The following is a 15,355-nucleotide window of genomic DNA, read 5'->3' on the forward strand; positions in this document are numbered from 1 at the left end:
AATGCGAATAATTGTCTATGGCAGTTTACGGCGCAAACAGGGAAACAGTCATTGGATGACGAATGCGCAGTGGCTCGGCGACCATCAGATTGTGGGGTTTGATCTCTACAATCTGGGTCACTATCCGGGCGTGGTAGAAGGAGAAGGCAGCGTCTATTGCGAGGTGTATCGCATTGACGCCAGCACGCTTGGCGAACTTGATGCCTTGCGCACCAAAAATGGCGAATACAAACGCCAGCTTATTCAGACGCCTTACGGCAGTGCCTGGCTGTATGTCTATCAGCGCTCAGTCGCGGGTCGCACGCATATCGCGAGCGGTGACTGGTTAAGGCGAGATGGCGAAACAGAGGCATAAATAAAAACACCGTCCAATGGACGGTGTTTTTTTATGCATGGCAGAAAAGAGGCTTATTTCTTCTGCGCGCGCTCGTAAGAGGCGATGATTTCAGCTTTGGCCGCTTCTGCGTTGTCCCAGCCATCAACCTTCACCCATTTGCCTTTTTCCAGATCTTTGTAGTGCTCGAAGAAGTGGGTGATCTGCGCTTTCAGCAGTTCTGGCAGGTCGTTCACATCTTTGATGTGATCGTACTCTTTGCTCAGTTTGGTGTGCGGAACCGCAACCAGTTTGGCATCTTCGCCAGACTCGTCGGTCATTTTCAGCACGCCAACGGGACGGCAGCGGATCACTGAGCCCGGCACCAGCGGATACGGGGTTGGCACCAGTACGTCAACCGGATCACCATCCAGAGACAGCGTGTGGTTGATGTAACCGTAGTTGCACGGATAGAACATGGCGGTAGACATGAAACGATCTACAAACAGGGTGCCAGACTCTTTGTCGACTTCATATTTGATCGGATCGGCATTAGCCGGGATCTCAATGACAACGTAGATATCTTCTGGCAACTCTTTACCTGCAGGCACCTGGTTCAAACTCATCTGGCTTTCCTTCATTAGTCATATGTTGAGTGACGGCTATTATAGCCAACTGACTCTGAAAGTATGCCCCCTTTTTGGCGTTTCGGAATGCTCCAAGGCGCTACTTCGCGGTGACAAACAGCGAGACGATCCCCGCAGCAATCAGTGGTCCGACCGGCACACCACGGAAGAAGGCCACGCCAATCACCGTACCAATCAACAGCCCACCAATCACCGAAGGCTGCACGCTCATAAAGTTCACGCCGCGTCCGCCGAGCCAGGCGACAAAAACGCCCACCACAATCGCGATAATCGATTGCCAGTTGGCGAACGATTTCAACAGCGAAGAAGCCGGCAGCGTGCCGCTGGCCAGCGGTGCCATCACCGCAACGGTGAGGATGATGATACCAATCTGAATGCCCTGTTTTTCCACATAGGGGAAGAATTGCGACAGCGGAGTGAGCTTAATCGCCAGCAGGATCAGAATCGAAATGGTAACGGCGCTGTTATGAACGAAATAGCTGAGGACGGCGAGGCAAACAAGAATGATGGTGGAGGCATAAGCAGCCATGGTTTCTCCCTGCAGATTAATGGGCGCGCTGGCCGATGCCAGCGCTAAGCGTATTAAACGCTTACATTAATCAACAATCGTCGGGGTTGGCGCAACTGCCTTTGTTAATTGAATGCAACATCAGCGCCTGATTGCGCACCAGACTCACGCCCTGCGCACCGACCGACAGCGCGGCCATCGTGCCCTGGCTGCTAACAAAATAGCTGCGGCTGGCATCCAGCCAGCTGTCGCGATAAGCCAGCCACGCGCGCTGGGCGCTGCGCAATTTGTCTTTAGGCGCGCCGGTTAATTTTTTCATCGCTTGGGTGTATTGCGCGTTCATCTCTTTATCCCAGGCTTTATTGGCCGTGCCGTAGCATTGAGACATGCCGGCGGTGCTGGATTCCTCTTTCAGACACTGATCGAGCTGCTGATCGATAGGGTTTTGTTGTGCTACAGCAAAACCACTGACCAACAAACACGCCATCGGGAGCCATTTTTTCATCGTTTCATTCCTTAAATTTTGCTGGGGCAGACTTCAGTAAAAGTGAAGTCTGGGTGATCGTCAGCCAATTGACCATCAACAATGGATAAAGTTTCTGCGATCAACTGCCGATAATCTTTCCGTTTTAGGGCCAGCGGATTTCTGCCTTTTCTTGCAAACGGGGATAATCATGTTCAAACAGCTATCAATTCGTACTGCATTACTCACGCTTTTGGCTTTTATGACGCTGCTGCTGCTGGCAGTCAGCGCGATGGGCATCTCGGCCATCAACGCAGGCAATCAATCACTGGATGCGCTCAACCGCATACAGGGGATTGAGCTCAACGCCTTGTATCAAAGTCGTTCCGAACTGATGCGCGCTCGCGCCAACGCTGCATTGGCGGTGCGTAAAATTGAAATTGGTTTACTGGATGACGGCGATGTTGTCACCAAACAAACCCAGGCGGCAGTAGAAAGTTCTCATAAGTATTTGCAGGCCTTTGTGGACGCCGGCACGGTCACCGCTCACGGCAAAACGCTGGCTGACGCCGTCGTCGCGACCTACAACGCGTACGAGAAAGAGGGCATCACGCCGATGATTGATGCCCTGAAAAAGCAGTACACCGATGAGTATTATCAGGTGCTGGAAGGCAAACAGTCGGCGCTGGCGGCCAGTTACTCGAAAGCGGTGAATGATTTCAGCGTCTACGCCAATGAAGTCTCGGCGGCGCGTCTGGCGCAGGCCGCGCATGATGAGCTGCAGCTGAAGATTCTGATTGCCGTTTCCGTGGCGCTGACCTTGCTGCTGATTGCGCTGGCCTGGCAACTGCTGCGTCGTCTGCTGCTGCGTCCACTCGACGGCGCAATTCTGCATCTGGAGCAAATTGCGGCGGGCGATTTATCACAGCCGCTGCCAGCCGCCGGAAAGAATGAGTTAGGTCGTCTCAATCAGGCGCTGGCGAATATGCAGCTGGCGCTCAGCAGTTCGGTCAGTCAGGTACGTGAAGCCAGTTTGCAGATTGATGTAGGCAGCCGCGAGTTAGCGGCAGGCACCGTGCATCTTTCTCAGCGTACCGAAGAGTCAGCCGCCTCGCTGGAGCAAACTGCTGCCAGCATGGAACAGCTCACCGCCACCGTGCGTCTCAATGCCAGTAATGCCAAAGAGGCCAATCAGCTTGCCAGCAATGTCTCCGACAGCGCCGATCGTGGTGCCGAAGTGGTCGGCTATGTCATGGAGAAGATGCAGGAGATCACCCAAAGCTCCAATCGCATTGGCGACATCCTCAGCGTGATTGATGGCATTGCTTTCCAGACCAACATTCTGGCGCTGAACGCTGCGGTTGAAGCTGCGCGTGCCGGTGAACAAGGGCGCGGCTTCGCCGTGGTCGCCAATGAAGTGCGCACGCTGGCTGGTCGCAGCGCTACCGCCGCTAAAGAAATCCGCGAGCTGATTGCAGAATCGCAGACGCGGGTGCAAGAGGGCAGCGACATGGCCACGCGTGCGGGTGAAACCATGGATGAGATCTCCAGCGAAGTGATGCGTGTCACCACGCTGATGAAAGAGATCTCTATCGCCTCGGAAGAGCAGAGTCGCGGTATCGAGCAGGTGAATCAGGCGGTGACGCAGATGGATGAAGCTGCGCAGCAGAACGCCGCGTTAGTCGAAGAGGCCAGCGCCGCAACGCAATCGCTGGAAGCGCAGTCGCAGCAGTTGCAGGATTCGATGGCGCAATTCCGCGTGTCTGCGGCGTAATAAAGTTAATAGGTGTGAAATAAGTTGGGTCGCTATAAATTGCGACCCAATAATCAATTTATCGCAGTGCGTATTTAGACGTAGCGAATCATTAAGCCGGAATTTAATTACTTTTATGCGTGCGAATGATTTCGGCTAGCGCATCATCTTCCGCGTAAAAATAAGCTGCGGGTATTTCTAATACGTCCGCCAATCGCTGCGCTGTATCCAAATCAACCTGATGAATTCCATTCTCGTAACGATTAATTCGCGTGCTGGCAACAAACTCATCGATCCCCGCCGCAATCCCCAATCCTTTTTGAGACAAACCCTTAGCCAGACGCGCTTGTTTCAAGCGTCTTTGGAAGGTTAGCTGGAGAGAGGAGGTCGATTTCATGGCTACGAGAATCGTAGATTTACTGCTTGTCAGATACTACGAGTAACGTAGTATCGTAAATAGAACAGATAAGCGGACTAAGGAGAGTTACGTGAATAATGCAAAACAAGACTGGCATCCTGCCGATATTATTGCTGCTCTGCGAAAGAAAGGAACTTCAATGGCGGCGGTGTCGCGACAATCTGGATTATGTTCAACCACGCTCGCCAATGCATTAGTGCGGCCGTGGCCAAAAGGGGAATTATTAATTGCCGAAGCGATTGGTATTTCACCCGCAGAAATTTGGCCGAGTCGTTATTATGCGGAAGATGGCGCGTTAATTGATCGCCAGGCCAAAATCAGAAATATGAAAATAAAAAGCCCGCACTAAGGCGGGCTTGGTACAGCGGGAAAAAATTACGCTGAATGGTCGTCCGGATATTCACGGATGAAGCGTTCAACGTCGCCCACCATCGCGTCGTTGCCGCAGAAGAACGGGCAGCGCTGATGCAGCGTTTCTGGCTGGATGTCGAGGATGCGATTGGCACCATCGCTGGCTTTACCGCCCGCTTGCTCCGCCAGGAAGGCCATTGGGTTGCATTCGTACAGCAGACGCAACTTACCTTTCGGATGGCTTGCGGTGCTTGGGTAAAGGTAGATGCCGCCTTTCAGCAGGTTACGGTGGAAATCGGCCACCAGCGAACCAATGTAGCGCGAGGTATACGGGCGCTTGGTGGCGATGTCTTCTTCCTGACAAAACTTCAGGTATTTCTTCACGCCCTGCGGGAAGCGAATGTAGTTACCTTCGTTGATCGAGTAGGTGTAACCCTTCTCCGGGAAGGTCATGCGCTCGTGGCTCAGGCAGAAAACACCCAGCGACGGATCGTAAGTAAACGCATGCACGCCCACGCCGGTGGTGTAAACCATCATGGTGGAAGAACCGTAAACCACGTAACCCGCCGCAACCTGCTTGTTGCCCGGCTGCATGAAGTCAGCTTCGGTGATTGGCGTGCCCGGCTCGCTGATGCGATGGTAGATAGAGAAAATGGTGCCGACGGAAACGTTAACGTCGATGTTCGAAGAACCATCCAGTGGATCCATCAACACAACGTATTTGCCATTCTCTGAGCCTTCAAAGATGACGAACTCGTCTTCTTCTTCCGACGCGATACCGGCTACTACGCCGCGCGCTTTCAGGGCGGCTTTCAGCTTTTCGTTGGCAAACAGATCGAGTTTCATCTGCTGCTCACCCTGCACGTTTTCCACGCCGCTGGCACCCAGAATATCCACCAGACCCGCTTTGTTGATGTCGCGGTGGATAATTTTAGCGCCAAGCTTAATGGAAGAAATCAGCGCCGTCAGTTCACCTGTGGCGTGTGGAAAGTCGTGTTGCTTCTCGACGATGAATTCGCCTAACGTTTTCATAACACATTCCCTGCATCTACGATGGAGTGGCAGCAGCTGTAACAAGCTACCAACGTATGAGCGCAGTTTAGCCGATTGAACTTTAAAAACCATAGTCCTAATCCGTTTCTTCCCTCTCAACTCGGCGTTACACTGTGCGCCGAACTTTTGAGTAATGGATCTCTTTATGCGTATTCACATCCTCGGGATTTGTGGCACTTTCATGGGCGGACTGGCGATGCTGGCACGCTCGCTGGGGCACGACGTTACCGGCTCAGACGCCAATGTCTATCCGCCGATGAGCACGTTGCTGGAACAGCAAGGCATTGAATTGACAGAAGGTTACGATGCCAGCCAGCTCGATCCGCAACCGGATCTGGTGATCATTGGTAACGCGATGACGCGCGGCAATCCTTGTGTGGAAGCGGTACTGGAACGCAACATTCCTTACCTCTCTGGCCCGCAATGGCTGCACGATTTCGTGCTGCGCGATCGTTGGGTGCTGGCGGTGGCGGGAACCCACGGCAAAACCACCACAGCCGGCATGGCAGCGTGGATTCTCGAGGCCTGCGGCCTGGAACCGGGCTTTATCATCGGTGGTGTGCCAGGAAACTTCGAGGTTTCGGCAAAATTAGGAAAAAGTCCATTCTTCGTCATCGAGGCGGATGAGTACGACAGCGCGTTCTTCGACAAGCGTTCCAAGTTTGTGCATTACTGCCCGCGCACGCTGATCCTCAACAACCTCGAATTCGATCATGCGGATATCTTTGACGATCTGCGCGCCATCCAGAAGCAATTCCATCACTTGATCCGCATCGTCCCGGGCCAGGGCAAGATCCTGCTGCCGGAGCACGACAACAACATCAAGCAAGTGATGGCGATGGGCTGCTGGAGCGAGCAGGAAAGCGTGGGCGATAACGGTCACTGGCAGGCGAAAAAGCTGACGCCGGACTCGTCACATTGGGAGATCTGGCTCGACGGCGAGAAAGTCGGCGAAGTGAACTGGGCGCTGGTGGGCGAGCACAACATGCACAATGGCCTGATGGCGATTGCGGCGGCGCGTCATGTTGGGGTGAAACCGGTGGATGCGGGTGAAGCGCTGAGTAGCTTCATTAATGCTCGTCGTCGTCTCGAATTGCGTGGTGAAGTGAACGCCATCAAGGTGTACGACGATTTTGCTCACCATCCGACTGCAATTCTCGCCACGCTGGCGGCGCTGCGCAGCAAAGTGGGCGGCACGGCACGCATTCTGGCGGTGCTGGAACCGCGTTCAAATACCATGAAGATGGGCGTGAGCAAGAACGAATTAGCGCCATCGCTGGGTCGCGCAGACGAAGTGTTCCTGTTCCAGCCGCACCATATTCCGTGGCAGGTTTCCGATGTGGCCGAGGCGTGCATTCAGCCGGCGCAGTGGAGCGCGGATATCGATACGCTGGTGGAAATGGTGGCGAAGAAAGCCCAGCCAGGCGATTCGATTCTGGTGATGAGTAACGGCGGGTTTGGTGGTATTCACCAGAAACTGCTGGAGCGGTTAGGGCGGTGATTGTGCGGTGGCCATAAATGGCCACCCTACAACAGGACATCGTAGGGTCGGCATTCATGCCGACCTTTTTCATGTCCGCAGAAAGCTTAAGCTTCTGCCAGCTCGCGCAGATACTGGAAAATCAGGCGGGCGGATTTTGGTGGCTTATTGGTGGCTTTCTCTTTCTGCGCGTTGCGGATCATGCTGCGCAGTTGCTGACGATCGGCGTGCGGATAGAGGTTAAACACTTCAGCGACCGCGTCATCACCTTGCTCGATCAAACGATCGCGCAAAATCTCCAGCTTATGGAACAGCGCAACCTGCTGGTTGTGACGGTTCTTCAGCTTATCCAGCGCCTGGCGAATCGGATCTTCATCGCGTGAACGCAACATCTTACCGATCAGCTGCAGCTGACGGCGACGGCCTTCTTTCTTGATGCGCTGCGCCAGCTCAATTGCGTCGCGCAGTTGTTCGTCGAGAGGGATTTTGTCGAGGGAGTTTTTCCCCAACTCAACGAGCTCGGCGCCAAGGCGTTTTAGCTCTTCGGCATCGCGCTTAATTTCGCTTTTGCTAACCCAGATAATCTCTTCATCTTCTTCGTCATTATTATCCGGCACATCGTCGAGCCAGTCTTCGGGCTGCTTGGTCATCTCTTGGCTCCCTAAAAAAAAGAGGCTAATCCTACCAGTTTATCGGGCGACTGCGAAATTGTTCTCTGAGTCTGATAGACTCAATCCATTCATACTTAAGATTAGACGGCAGGTCGATGAACGTATCTACTCAGGTTGCAGAACAACGTAAAGTGTTGGAACAGGCTGTCGCGCAGGCGTTGGAATTGGCAAAAGCCAGCACCGATGGCGCTGAAGTGGCGGTCACGAAAACCACCGGCATCGGCGTCAGTACCCGCTATGGCGAAGTGGAAAACGTCGAATTCAACAGCGATGGTGCGCTCGGCATCACCGTCTACCATCAAAACCGTAAAGGCAGCGCTTCCTCTACCGATCTCAGCCCGGATGCGATCAAACGCACCGTGCAGGCGGCGATCGACATTGCGCGCTACACCTCGGTGGATCCGTTCGGCGCACCAGCCGATCCCGATCTGCTGGCGTTTGAAGCGCCGGATCTCGATCTCTACCATCCGTGGGAGATCGATGCCGATCGCGCTATCGAACTGGCCGCTCAGGCGGAACAAGCGTCGTTGCAGGCCGACAAGCGCATCACCAATACCGAAGGCGGCAGCTTCAACAGCCACGTTGGCATCAAAGTGTTTGGTAACAGCCATGGCATGTTGCAGAGTTACTGCTCCAGCCGCCATTCGCTCTCCAGCTGCGTGATTGCCGAGCAGGACGGCAATATGGAGCGCGATTACGCGTATACCATTGGCCGCTCTTTTGACGATCTGAAAAGCCCGGAATGGGTTGGAGCCGAATGCGCCCGCCGCACGCTGTCGCGTCTGGCACCGCGCAAGCTCTCGACCATGAAAGCGCCGGTGATCTTCGCGCCGGAAGTGGCGACCGGTTTGTTTGGCCATCTGGTTGGCATGATCAGCGGCAGCAGCGTGTACCGCAAATCGACTTTCCTGCTCGATTCGCTCGGAAAGCAGATTCTGCCGGAGTGGCTGACCATTGAAGAGCATCCGCACCTGCTGAAAGGCCTCGCATCTACGCCATTCGACAGCGAAGGCGTGCGCACCCAATCGCGTGACATCATTAAAGATGGCGTGCTGCTGAACTGGCTGTTGACCAGCTACTCGGCGCGCAAACTGGGCTTGCAGAGCACCGGCCACGCGGGCGGCATCCACAACTGGCGCATTGCCGGCCAGGGCCACAGCTTTGACGACCTGCTGAAGCAGATGGGCACCGGTTTAGTGGTAACCGAGATGATGGGGTCCAGCATCAACGGCATGACCGGCGACTACTCGCGCGGCGCATCCGGTTTTTGGGTGGAAAACGGTGAGATTCAATATCCTGTGAGCGAGATCACAATCGCCGGTAACCTCAAGGATATGTGGCTCAATATGGTAACTGTCGGTAACGACATTGAAACCCGCAGCAATATACAATGCGGTTCGGTGCTGCTGCCGGAGATGAAAATCGCCGGACAATAAGAGTCATCGCTTTCTGAAAGCAGCCCGCAAGGCTGCTTTTTTTTTGGCCCGACAATAATAAAAGGAAATACCAATGCGTAATAAGCATGTGATTGCAGTGTTGTCGTTATCGCTGTTGTTCTCCTCGGCTAGCGTGTTTGCGGCCGATTTAGAAAAAGATATGGATGCGCTCAAGGATGGTCTGAGCGTGGTGAAGAAAACCTCCGACGCGCAGGAAATGCATACTGCATTGGGTAAAATGCGTCAGGCGGCGACGGATGCTAAGCAATCCACGCCGGAAAAACTGGAAGGTCAGGCGGCCGATAGCGCGCAGATCAAGGATTATCACGCCGGTCTGGATTCACTGATTGCCCAGATCGATGTGGTCGATCAGCTGGCGCAAGCCAACAAGCTGGACGAAGCCAAGGCTGAAGCGAAGAAACTGGAAGATATTCGCAACGCCAACCATAAGAAATTCCGCTGATAAAACGGCCAGCCCTGCGGCTGGCCTTATTCCTCTTTGCCTTCTCTCCGTTTTAACTCGCGTAAATCCATCATTTCTCGCATTTTGTGACCGGTTTCGCACACTTCGTGCGTCCTGAGATCTGGCGCACACTCGCCCGTGGGATTTCCACTTTGAGGTGGAAAAGATGCGTCTCAACAGCCTGCAGCGGAAAGCGTAATTTCTTTTCAACGCGAATTATCTGTAATTGTCCGCTGTAAACAGGAGTAACAAGGTGAGGAGTGAAGCTGTCCCGCTGAAACAGAGCACGCCGGAAGCGATTCAGGCGCTGGCGGATAAGGTGTTAAGCCAAATTGCAGCGATCTACGCCGCGCATCACATCGAAGCCAACGCAGTGCAGCAGCAGATGCTGGCTTCGCATGTCCGGGCGATGGCATCGCGCTCCCTGACGGGCGAAGCGCTGCCGGAAGTAGAAGCTGAGCTGTTTGAAGATATCTCGCCGGAAACCATGGCGCTGGCGCAGCAGGTGGTAGATCTGTTTGGCAATCTGCCCAAAGAGGAAGCCTGGCTGTTATCCGTACATATTGAAGTTGCACGTGCAAACGAAGCTTAAATTTTAAGGAATTCAACATGGTAACTGTAGTGATTGGCGATCGTCTGGGTAAAGGTCAGAAAGTAGCTGCGGGCATTGAGAAAGCCGGTGGTCGTGCGGTGGTGGTGCCGGGCGTGGCAGCTGACATGAAGCTGGGCGACGTGATGAAAGCGGAAAACGCTGACTTCGGCATCTCCTTCTGCGGCAGCGGCGGCGCCGGTGCGATTACCGCGCAGAACAAATATGGCTACAAAGCCAAACACGGCATGCGTTCGATTGACGAAGGCGTGACCGCCATCAATGAAGGTGCCACCGTGCTGGGCTTCGGCTTTATGGATAAAGAAGAGCTGGGTGAGCGTCTGGTGCAGGCCTGGACTAAAAAACACGGCAGCTAAGTATGAAACAGCAATACGAGACGCAGGTAACGGTGCAGGGCAAAGGCGACAGTAAAGCAAAAGCCTTTGCCGATGCGCTGAGCAAGGTGCAGCAGCAAGTGCTGCGCACCAGCCAAAAGATTCTGTTGCGCATTGAACCCATGGATGTGCGGGTGCTGCGCGCGCAGGAGAGCGTGCGCAAGGAAAAATTCTTGTTCTTCTTCCTCGCGCGTGAGCGACGCAATTACAGCGTTGAGCTGGAAATTACCGTCAGCGTCACTGTGATCGACACCGACAAGGTGGACTTCATAGCGACTTAATAAAAACGACAACAAGGGTACGACGACATGTTTTTAATCATTTTGTTTAAGTCGTTAATCATTGGTGGATTGGTTGGCGTCGGGGTAGGAGCGGGCGCAGCGCGCATGTTCCACGCACCGACCACGCAAGGTATGGGCGCATTCCGTACCTTGGGTGAACTCAATTCCTGTGAAGGCGATCCAGCATCGCACTTCTCCTTTGGTCTCGGCTTCTTCTTTAACGCCTGGGCATCATCCGTTGCAGCGGGTTCTTTCACGCAGGACGTCGATCACCGCATTTTGCCGAACTGGGGCGCGGCGGCATTGATGGTGAAAAACCGCAACGTGGCGGAAACGCTGCACAACCCGAAACGCATGGCGATTGCCTGCGGCATCATCGGCATGATTGTGGTGGCCTTCCTTAACAGCACCGCATCTGCAGTTCCGGCGGCCTTGCAGGTCACCGCAGTGAAAGTGCTGGTACCGGCGGCTAACCTGCTGGTGAACACCGTGATGCCAGTGATCTTCTGGCTGGCAGCGATTGATGCCGGTAAGAAATCCGGCTTCTGGGCCACCATCTTCGGCGGCCTGGCGCAGCTGATCATGGGCAACGCCGTACCGGGTTTGGTGCTGGGTATCCTGATCGGTAAAGGTGTGGAAGAGAGCGGCTGGAACAAAGTCACCAAAGTGATGATGTTCGCCATCGTGCTGCTGTTTGCTTTGAGCGGCTTCTTCCGCGGTTTCGACATGAAACTGCTGCAATCCTTCCAACTGGGTATTCCGGGCTGGCTGGATATGATCCACAACAGCGTCAGCGGCAAATAAGGAGCCATCAGCATGAACGAAACCGAAAACAAAGGGTTCTGGTACGCCGACTGGTCTTTCCCGATTTTTGTTGGCCTGCTCTCGTCCGGCGTGTTTGCCGGTACGCACATGTATTACCTGTACGGCATTGGTGCTTTTAACGAAGTGGCGTTTGTCTCGATGCTGCGTTCCGGTATGGAAACAGGCGTGTATGGCGCGGTGGCGGCATTCGGTGCCAGCTTCCTGTTCGCGCGCATTATCGAAGGTTCGCTGGTGGGGATTCTCGATATCGGCGGCGCGATCCAGACCGGTGTCGGCCTTGGCGTACCTGCGCTGCTGCTTGGTGCAGGCATTGTGTTCCCGGTCGCCAACTTCGCCGCTTCACTGGCCACCGGTTTGGTGGTGGGTTTAGCGATTGGTTATCTGATCATCCTGGCGCGTAAGTTCACCATCAATCAGAGCGACTCAACCTACGGCGCAGACGTGATGATGGGCGCGGGTAACGCATCGGGCCGTTTCCTTGGGCCGTTGATTATCTTGTCGGCGATGGCTGCGTCGATTCCGATTGGTCTCGGTTCGCTGGTAGGCGCGCTGCTGTTTTACCTGTGGAACAAGCCGATCACCGGCGGCGCGATTTTGGGCGCGATGGTGTTGGGTGCGATGTTCCCAATCTCTCTCTGATGCTGGACGGTCGCCATGAATGGCGACCCTACGGCGGGTTGGAGCGATTTTCGTAGGGTGCGCATTTATGCGCACCTTAATGAGTAAGGAGTAAGCATGTTTGATCTGATTCTGCGCCGCGCACGTCTGTGCGACGAACAGCTGGTGGATATTGCCATCCAGCACGGCAAAATTGCCGCCGTCGGCGAGGTAAGCGGCCCGGCACAGCAGGAGCGCGATCTCGCGGGACGTTACTACGTCAGCGCTGGCTGGATTGACAGCCACGTGCACTGTTATCCCAAATCCCCGATTTATCACGACGACGCCGACACCATTGGCATGGCGCAAGGCGTCACCACGGTGGTGGATGCCGGCAGCACCGGCGCTGATGACATCGACGACTTTTATCAGCTCACGCGTTCGGCTACTACTGAAGTGCGCGCGCTGATTAACATTTCGCGCACTGGCATTGTGACGCAAAACGAGCTGGCCGATATGGCGCAGATCGATGGCGATGCGGTGGTGCAGGCGGTGAAACGCCGTCCGGATTTTATCGTCGGCCTGAAAGCGCGCATGAGCAGCAGCGTGGTGGGCGAGAACGGTATTAAGCCGCTGGTGCGCGCCAAGGCGATTCAGCAAGCGGCTGGCAATTTGCCGCTGATGGTGCACATCGGCAACAACCCGCCGGTGCTGGAAGAGATCGCCGATCTGCTGACCTCCGGCGACATCATTACGCACTGCTTTAACGGCAAGCCGAATCGTATCTTGTCGCCGCAGGGCGAGCTGAAAGCGGCGGTGAAAAATGCCATCGCGCGCGGCGTGAAGCTGGATATCGGCCACGGCGGCGCCAGCTTCAGTTTTGAGGTGGCGCGTCAGGCGATCGCGCAGGGCATTCTGCCCGACACCATCAGCTCCGACATTTACTGTCGCAACCGCATCAACGGCCCGGTACATAGCCTGGCGCACGTGATGTCGAAATTCTTCAGCGTTGGCATGACGCTGCCGCAAATCATCGAGTGCGTCACCGTTAATGCCGCTGCTGGCCTGCGTCTGGCGGGCAAAGGGCGCTTAACCGCCGGTTATGACGCCGACCTGACCATTTTTACCGTCAAAGAGGAAGCCCGCCCGTTCGTCGATGCTGAAGGCGAACAGGTTTTGGGTCAGCAACACATTTTGCCGCAGGCCGTGGTTATCGCCGGTCACTGGCATCTGACTGATGAAGGGAAAGCGAATCATGTCTTCGATTTATGAAAAATATGACCTGAAGCAGGTCATCAACGCCTCGGGCCGCATGACCATTCTCGGCGTTTCCACGCCGTCGGCGGATGTGGTGGATACCGTTAGCTACGGTCTGAATCACTACTTCGAGATGAAAGATCTGGTCAACAAGACCGGCGCTTACATCGCCAAATTGCTGGACGTGGAAAGCGCGGTGGTGGTGTCGTGTGCCTCTGCTGGCATTGCGCAGAGCGTGGCGGCGGTGATTGTGAAAGATAACGACTGGCTGCTGGAGAACCTGCACGCCGCGCCGCTCAGCGTGCCGCACGATATCGTGGTGCCAAAAGGGCATAACGTGAACTTCGGTGCGCCGGTTGGCACGATGGTGGCGCTCGGCGGGGGTCGTTTGATCGAGGCCGGTTACAGCAACGAATGTTCGCCCGAGCAGTTGGCGGCGGCGATCACGCCCACCACGGCGGCGCTGCTGTATATCAAATCGCATCACTGCGTGCAGAAAAGTCATCTCAGCGTGGAGCAGGCGGCGGTTGTGGCGCGCAAACACGGCATTCCATTGATCGTCGATGCAGCAGCAGAAGAAGATTTGCAGTGCTACTACCAAATGGGTGCGGATCTGGTGATTTACAGCGGTGCCAAGGCGATTGAAGGGCCGACCAGCGGTTTGGTGATTGGTCGTACGCAATACGTTGAGTGGGTGAAACGTCAGAGCAACGGCATTGGCCGCGCGATGAAAGTCGGCAAAGAGGGCATTCTCGGCCTGACGCAGGCGATTGAAAACTATCTGGTGCAGCCAAAAACCACCGGCGCTGAAATGGTCGCCAACATGACGCCTTTCATTGATAACCTCAACACGCTGAACGGCGTCACCGCGCGCGTGGTGTGGGATGCGGCGGGACGCGATATTGCGCGTGCCGAAATCAAGTTTGATGAAGCGGTCACCGGCTGGCCGACCAGCGAACTGGTGCAGGCGCTGAAAACTGGCGACATCGCCATCTATTTCCGTGGCTACAAAGCCAACGAAGGCATTATCGAAGCCGATGTGCGCAGTGTTAGCGCCGATCAGCTGCACATCATCTTTAGCGCTATTCAGGCGTTGATCAGCGGAGGAAAACGCGCATGAGTCTGAACCCTAATTTCTATCAGGATCGCCTGTGCCTCAACGTGTTGGCCGGTTCGAAGCAGAACGCCAAAGAGATCTGGCAGGCGGCTGAAGGCCATGTGCTGGTAGGAGTGTTGTCAAAAAACTACGCCAGCAATGAAGCAGCGATTGCCGATATGCGCGAGTATGCGGCGCTGATCGACAATGCGCTGTCGGTGGGTTTGGGCGCGGGCGATCCGAACCAATCGGCGATGGTGAGTGAGATCTCGGCGGTGCTGCAACCGCAGCACGTTAATCAGGTATTCACCGGCGTGGCGACCAGCCGTGCGCTGCTCGGCCAGAACCAAACCGTGGTGAATGGTTTGATTTCACCGACCGGCACGCCGGGCAGGGTGAAAATCTCTACCGGCCCACGCAGCTCAAAGAACGCCGACGCGATTGTGCCAATCGACAGCGCCATCGCCATGTTGCAGGACATGGGCGGCAGCTCGGTGAAATACTTCCCGATGGGCGGCCTGAAGGCGGTGAATGAGTATCGTGCGGTGGCGGAAGCCTGCGCGCGTCACGACTTCTGGCTGGAGCCAACCGGCGGCATCGATCTCAATAACTTCGAAGAAATTGTACGTATTGCGCTCGACGCAGGCGTCAGCAAAGTGATCCCGCACGTCTACAGTTCGATTATCGATAGCGCAAGCGGCGACACGCGCATTGACGATGTGCGCCAGCTTCTGGCAACGTGCAAGAAACTGCTGTAAC

General features: G+C 55.2%; 20 protein-coding genes. 14 read left to right on the forward strand and 6 right to left on the reverse strand.

Going from position 1 to position 15,355, the window contains the following annotated elements; genetic code table 11:
- The first annotated feature begins 1 nt into the window (after position 1).
- The gene (locus FHW71_RS13880; protein ID WP_101762883.1) at positions 2 to 355 is read left to right on the forward strand and encodes a gamma-glutamylcyclotransferase; all 354 of its coding nucleotides are present in this window, start codon (positions 2 to 4) and stop codon (positions 353 to 355) included.
- A 53-nt stretch (positions 356 to 408) separates the two neighbouring features.
- Here FHW71_RS13880 and ppa read toward each other — a convergent pair whose 3' ends face one another.
- The 3 genes from ppa to FHW71_RS13895 all read right to left on the reverse strand — a co-directional run bounded on the left by ppa (position 409) and on the right by FHW71_RS13895 (position 1,973).
- Positions 409 to 939: an inorganic diphosphatase gene (gene ppa, locus FHW71_RS13885; protein WP_179452052.1), complete on the reverse strand. Its 531-nt coding sequence runs from the start codon at positions 937 to 939 to the stop codon at positions 409 to 411.
- 100 nt (positions 940 to 1,039) lie between these two features.
- Entirely contained in the window at positions 1,040 to 1,489 is a 450-nt protein-coding gene (locus FHW71_RS13890; protein ID WP_008103576.1) for a DUF441 domain-containing protein, read from the reverse strand.
- Between the two features lie 70 nt (positions 1,490 to 1,559).
- On the reverse strand, positions 1,560 to 1,973 hold the full coding sequence (locus FHW71_RS13895; RefSeq protein ID WP_179452053.1) for a lysozyme inhibitor LprI family protein: 414 nt from the start codon (positions 1,971 to 1,973) through the stop codon (positions 1,560 to 1,562).
- A gap of 169 nt (positions 1,974 to 2,142) precedes the next feature.
- On the opposite strand from FHW71_RS13895, the gene FHW71_RS13900 reads away from it, so the two are divergent.
- Complete coding sequence (locus tag FHW71_RS13900; protein WP_179452054.1) at positions 2,143 to 3,705, forward strand: methyl-accepting chemotaxis protein; 1,563 nt, start codon at positions 2,143 to 2,145, stop codon at positions 3,703 to 3,705.
- A 103-nt stretch (positions 3,706 to 3,808) separates the two neighbouring features.
- On the opposite strand, the gene FHW71_RS13905 is transcribed toward FHW71_RS13900, so the two are convergent.
- Positions 3,809 to 4,081 (reverse strand): helix-turn-helix transcriptional regulator, encoded by a 273-nt coding sequence (locus tag FHW71_RS13905; RefSeq protein ID WP_008103569.1) that lies wholly within the window; start codon positions 4,079 to 4,081, stop codon positions 3,809 to 3,811.
- Between the two features lie 91 nt (positions 4,082 to 4,172).
- Between FHW71_RS13905 and FHW71_RS13910 the strand changes: the two genes are divergently transcribed.
- Entirely contained in the window at positions 4,173 to 4,451 is a 279-nt protein-coding gene (locus tag FHW71_RS13910; protein ID WP_179452055.1) for a helix-turn-helix transcriptional regulator, read from the forward strand.
- Positions 4,452 to 4,477: 26 nt separating this feature from the next.
- Here FHW71_RS13910 and fbp read toward each other — a convergent pair whose 3' ends face one another.
- Complete coding sequence (gene fbp, locus FHW71_RS13915) at positions 4,478 to 5,485, reverse strand: class 1 fructose-bisphosphatase (protein WP_008103565.1); 1,008 nt, start codon at positions 5,483 to 5,485, stop codon at positions 4,478 to 4,480.
- Positions 5,486 to 5,651: 166 nt separating this feature from the next.
- On the opposite strand from fbp, the gene mpl reads away from it, so the two are divergent.
- Positions 5,652 to 7,007 (forward strand): UDP-N-acetylmuramate:L-alanyl-gamma-D-glutamyl-meso-diaminopimelate ligase, encoded by a 1,356-nt coding sequence (gene mpl / locus FHW71_RS13920; protein WP_179452056.1) that lies wholly within the window; start codon positions 5,652 to 5,654, stop codon positions 7,005 to 7,007.
- A gap of 86 nt (positions 7,008 to 7,093) precedes the next feature.
- Here the strand turns inward: mpl and yjgA are convergent, their stop codons facing one another.
- On the reverse strand, positions 7,094 to 7,636 hold the full coding sequence (gene yjgA / locus FHW71_RS13925) for a ribosome biogenesis factor YjgA (protein WP_179452057.1): 543 nt from the start codon (positions 7,634 to 7,636) through the stop codon (positions 7,094 to 7,096).
- Between the two features lie 116 nt (positions 7,637 to 7,752).
- On the opposite strand from yjgA, the gene pmbA reads away from it, so the two are divergent.
- The 10 genes from pmbA to FHW71_RS13975 all read left to right on the forward strand — a co-directional run bounded on the left by pmbA (position 7,753) and on the right by FHW71_RS13975 (position 15,354).
- Positions 7,753 to 9,093, forward strand: coding sequence for a metalloprotease PmbA (gene pmbA, locus FHW71_RS13930; protein WP_176970547.1), 1,341 nt, complete (start codon positions 7,753 to 7,755; stop codon positions 9,091 to 9,093).
- A 73-nt stretch (positions 9,094 to 9,166) separates the two neighbouring features.
- The gene (gene cybC / locus FHW71_RS13935) at positions 9,167 to 9,556 is read left to right on the forward strand and encodes a cytochrome b562 (RefSeq protein WP_061720170.1); all 390 of its coding nucleotides are present in this window, start codon (positions 9,167 to 9,169) and stop codon (positions 9,554 to 9,556) included.
- A 253-nt stretch (positions 9,557 to 9,809) separates the two neighbouring features.
- Positions 9,810 to 10,148 (forward strand): glycine dehydrogenase, encoded by a 339-nt coding sequence (locus FHW71_RS13940; protein WP_008103555.1) that lies wholly within the window; start codon positions 9,810 to 9,812, stop codon positions 10,146 to 10,148.
- Between the two features lie 17 nt (positions 10,149 to 10,165).
- Complete coding sequence (locus FHW71_RS13945) at positions 10,166 to 10,522, forward strand: SFCGS family glycine-rich protein (RefSeq protein WP_008103553.1); 357 nt, start codon at positions 10,166 to 10,168, stop codon at positions 10,520 to 10,522.
- Between the two features lie 2 nt (positions 10,523 to 10,524).
- Positions 10,525 to 10,821 carry a DUF4312 family protein gene (locus tag FHW71_RS13950; RefSeq protein WP_008103551.1) on the forward strand — a complete coding sequence of 99 codons (297 nt, stop codon included), beginning with the start codon at positions 10,525 to 10,527 and terminating at the stop codon, positions 10,819 to 10,821.
- A gap of 27 nt (positions 10,822 to 10,848) precedes the next feature.
- Positions 10,849 to 11,625 (forward strand): DUF4311 domain-containing protein, encoded by a 777-nt coding sequence (locus FHW71_RS13955; RefSeq protein ID WP_007892190.1) that lies wholly within the window; start codon positions 10,849 to 10,851, stop codon positions 11,623 to 11,625.
- A 12-nt stretch (positions 11,626 to 11,637) separates the two neighbouring features.
- Positions 11,638 to 12,285, forward strand: a complete 648-nt coding sequence (locus FHW71_RS13960) for a DUF4310 family protein (protein WP_008103548.1) — start codon at positions 11,638 to 11,640, stop codon at positions 12,283 to 12,285.
- A 96-nt stretch (positions 12,286 to 12,381) separates the two neighbouring features.
- Positions 12,382 to 13,515, forward strand: coding sequence for an amidohydrolase/deacetylase family metallohydrolase (locus tag FHW71_RS13965; RefSeq protein ID WP_179452058.1), 1,134 nt, complete (start codon positions 12,382 to 12,384; stop codon positions 13,513 to 13,515).
- On the forward strand, positions 13,499 to 14,620 hold the full coding sequence (locus FHW71_RS13970) for a DgaE family pyridoxal phosphate-dependent ammonia lyase (RefSeq protein ID WP_179452059.1): 1,122 nt from the start codon (positions 13,499 to 13,501) through the stop codon (positions 14,618 to 14,620). The genes FHW71_RS13965 and FHW71_RS13970 overlap by 17 nt, the downstream gene beginning before the upstream one ends.
- On the forward strand, positions 14,617 to 15,354 hold the full coding sequence (locus FHW71_RS13975) for a KDGP aldolase family protein (RefSeq protein ID WP_179452060.1): 738 nt from the start codon (positions 14,617 to 14,619) through the stop codon (positions 15,352 to 15,354). Before FHW71_RS13970 ends, FHW71_RS13975 begins: the two co-directional genes overlap by 4 nt.
- Position 15,355 lies beyond the last annotated feature (1 nt).

The organism is Enterobacter sp. Sphag1F (genome assembly GCF_014193275.1).
Classification (GTDB): Bacteria; Pseudomonadota; Gammaproteobacteria; order Enterobacterales; family Enterobacteriaceae; genus Pantoea; species Pantoea symbiotica.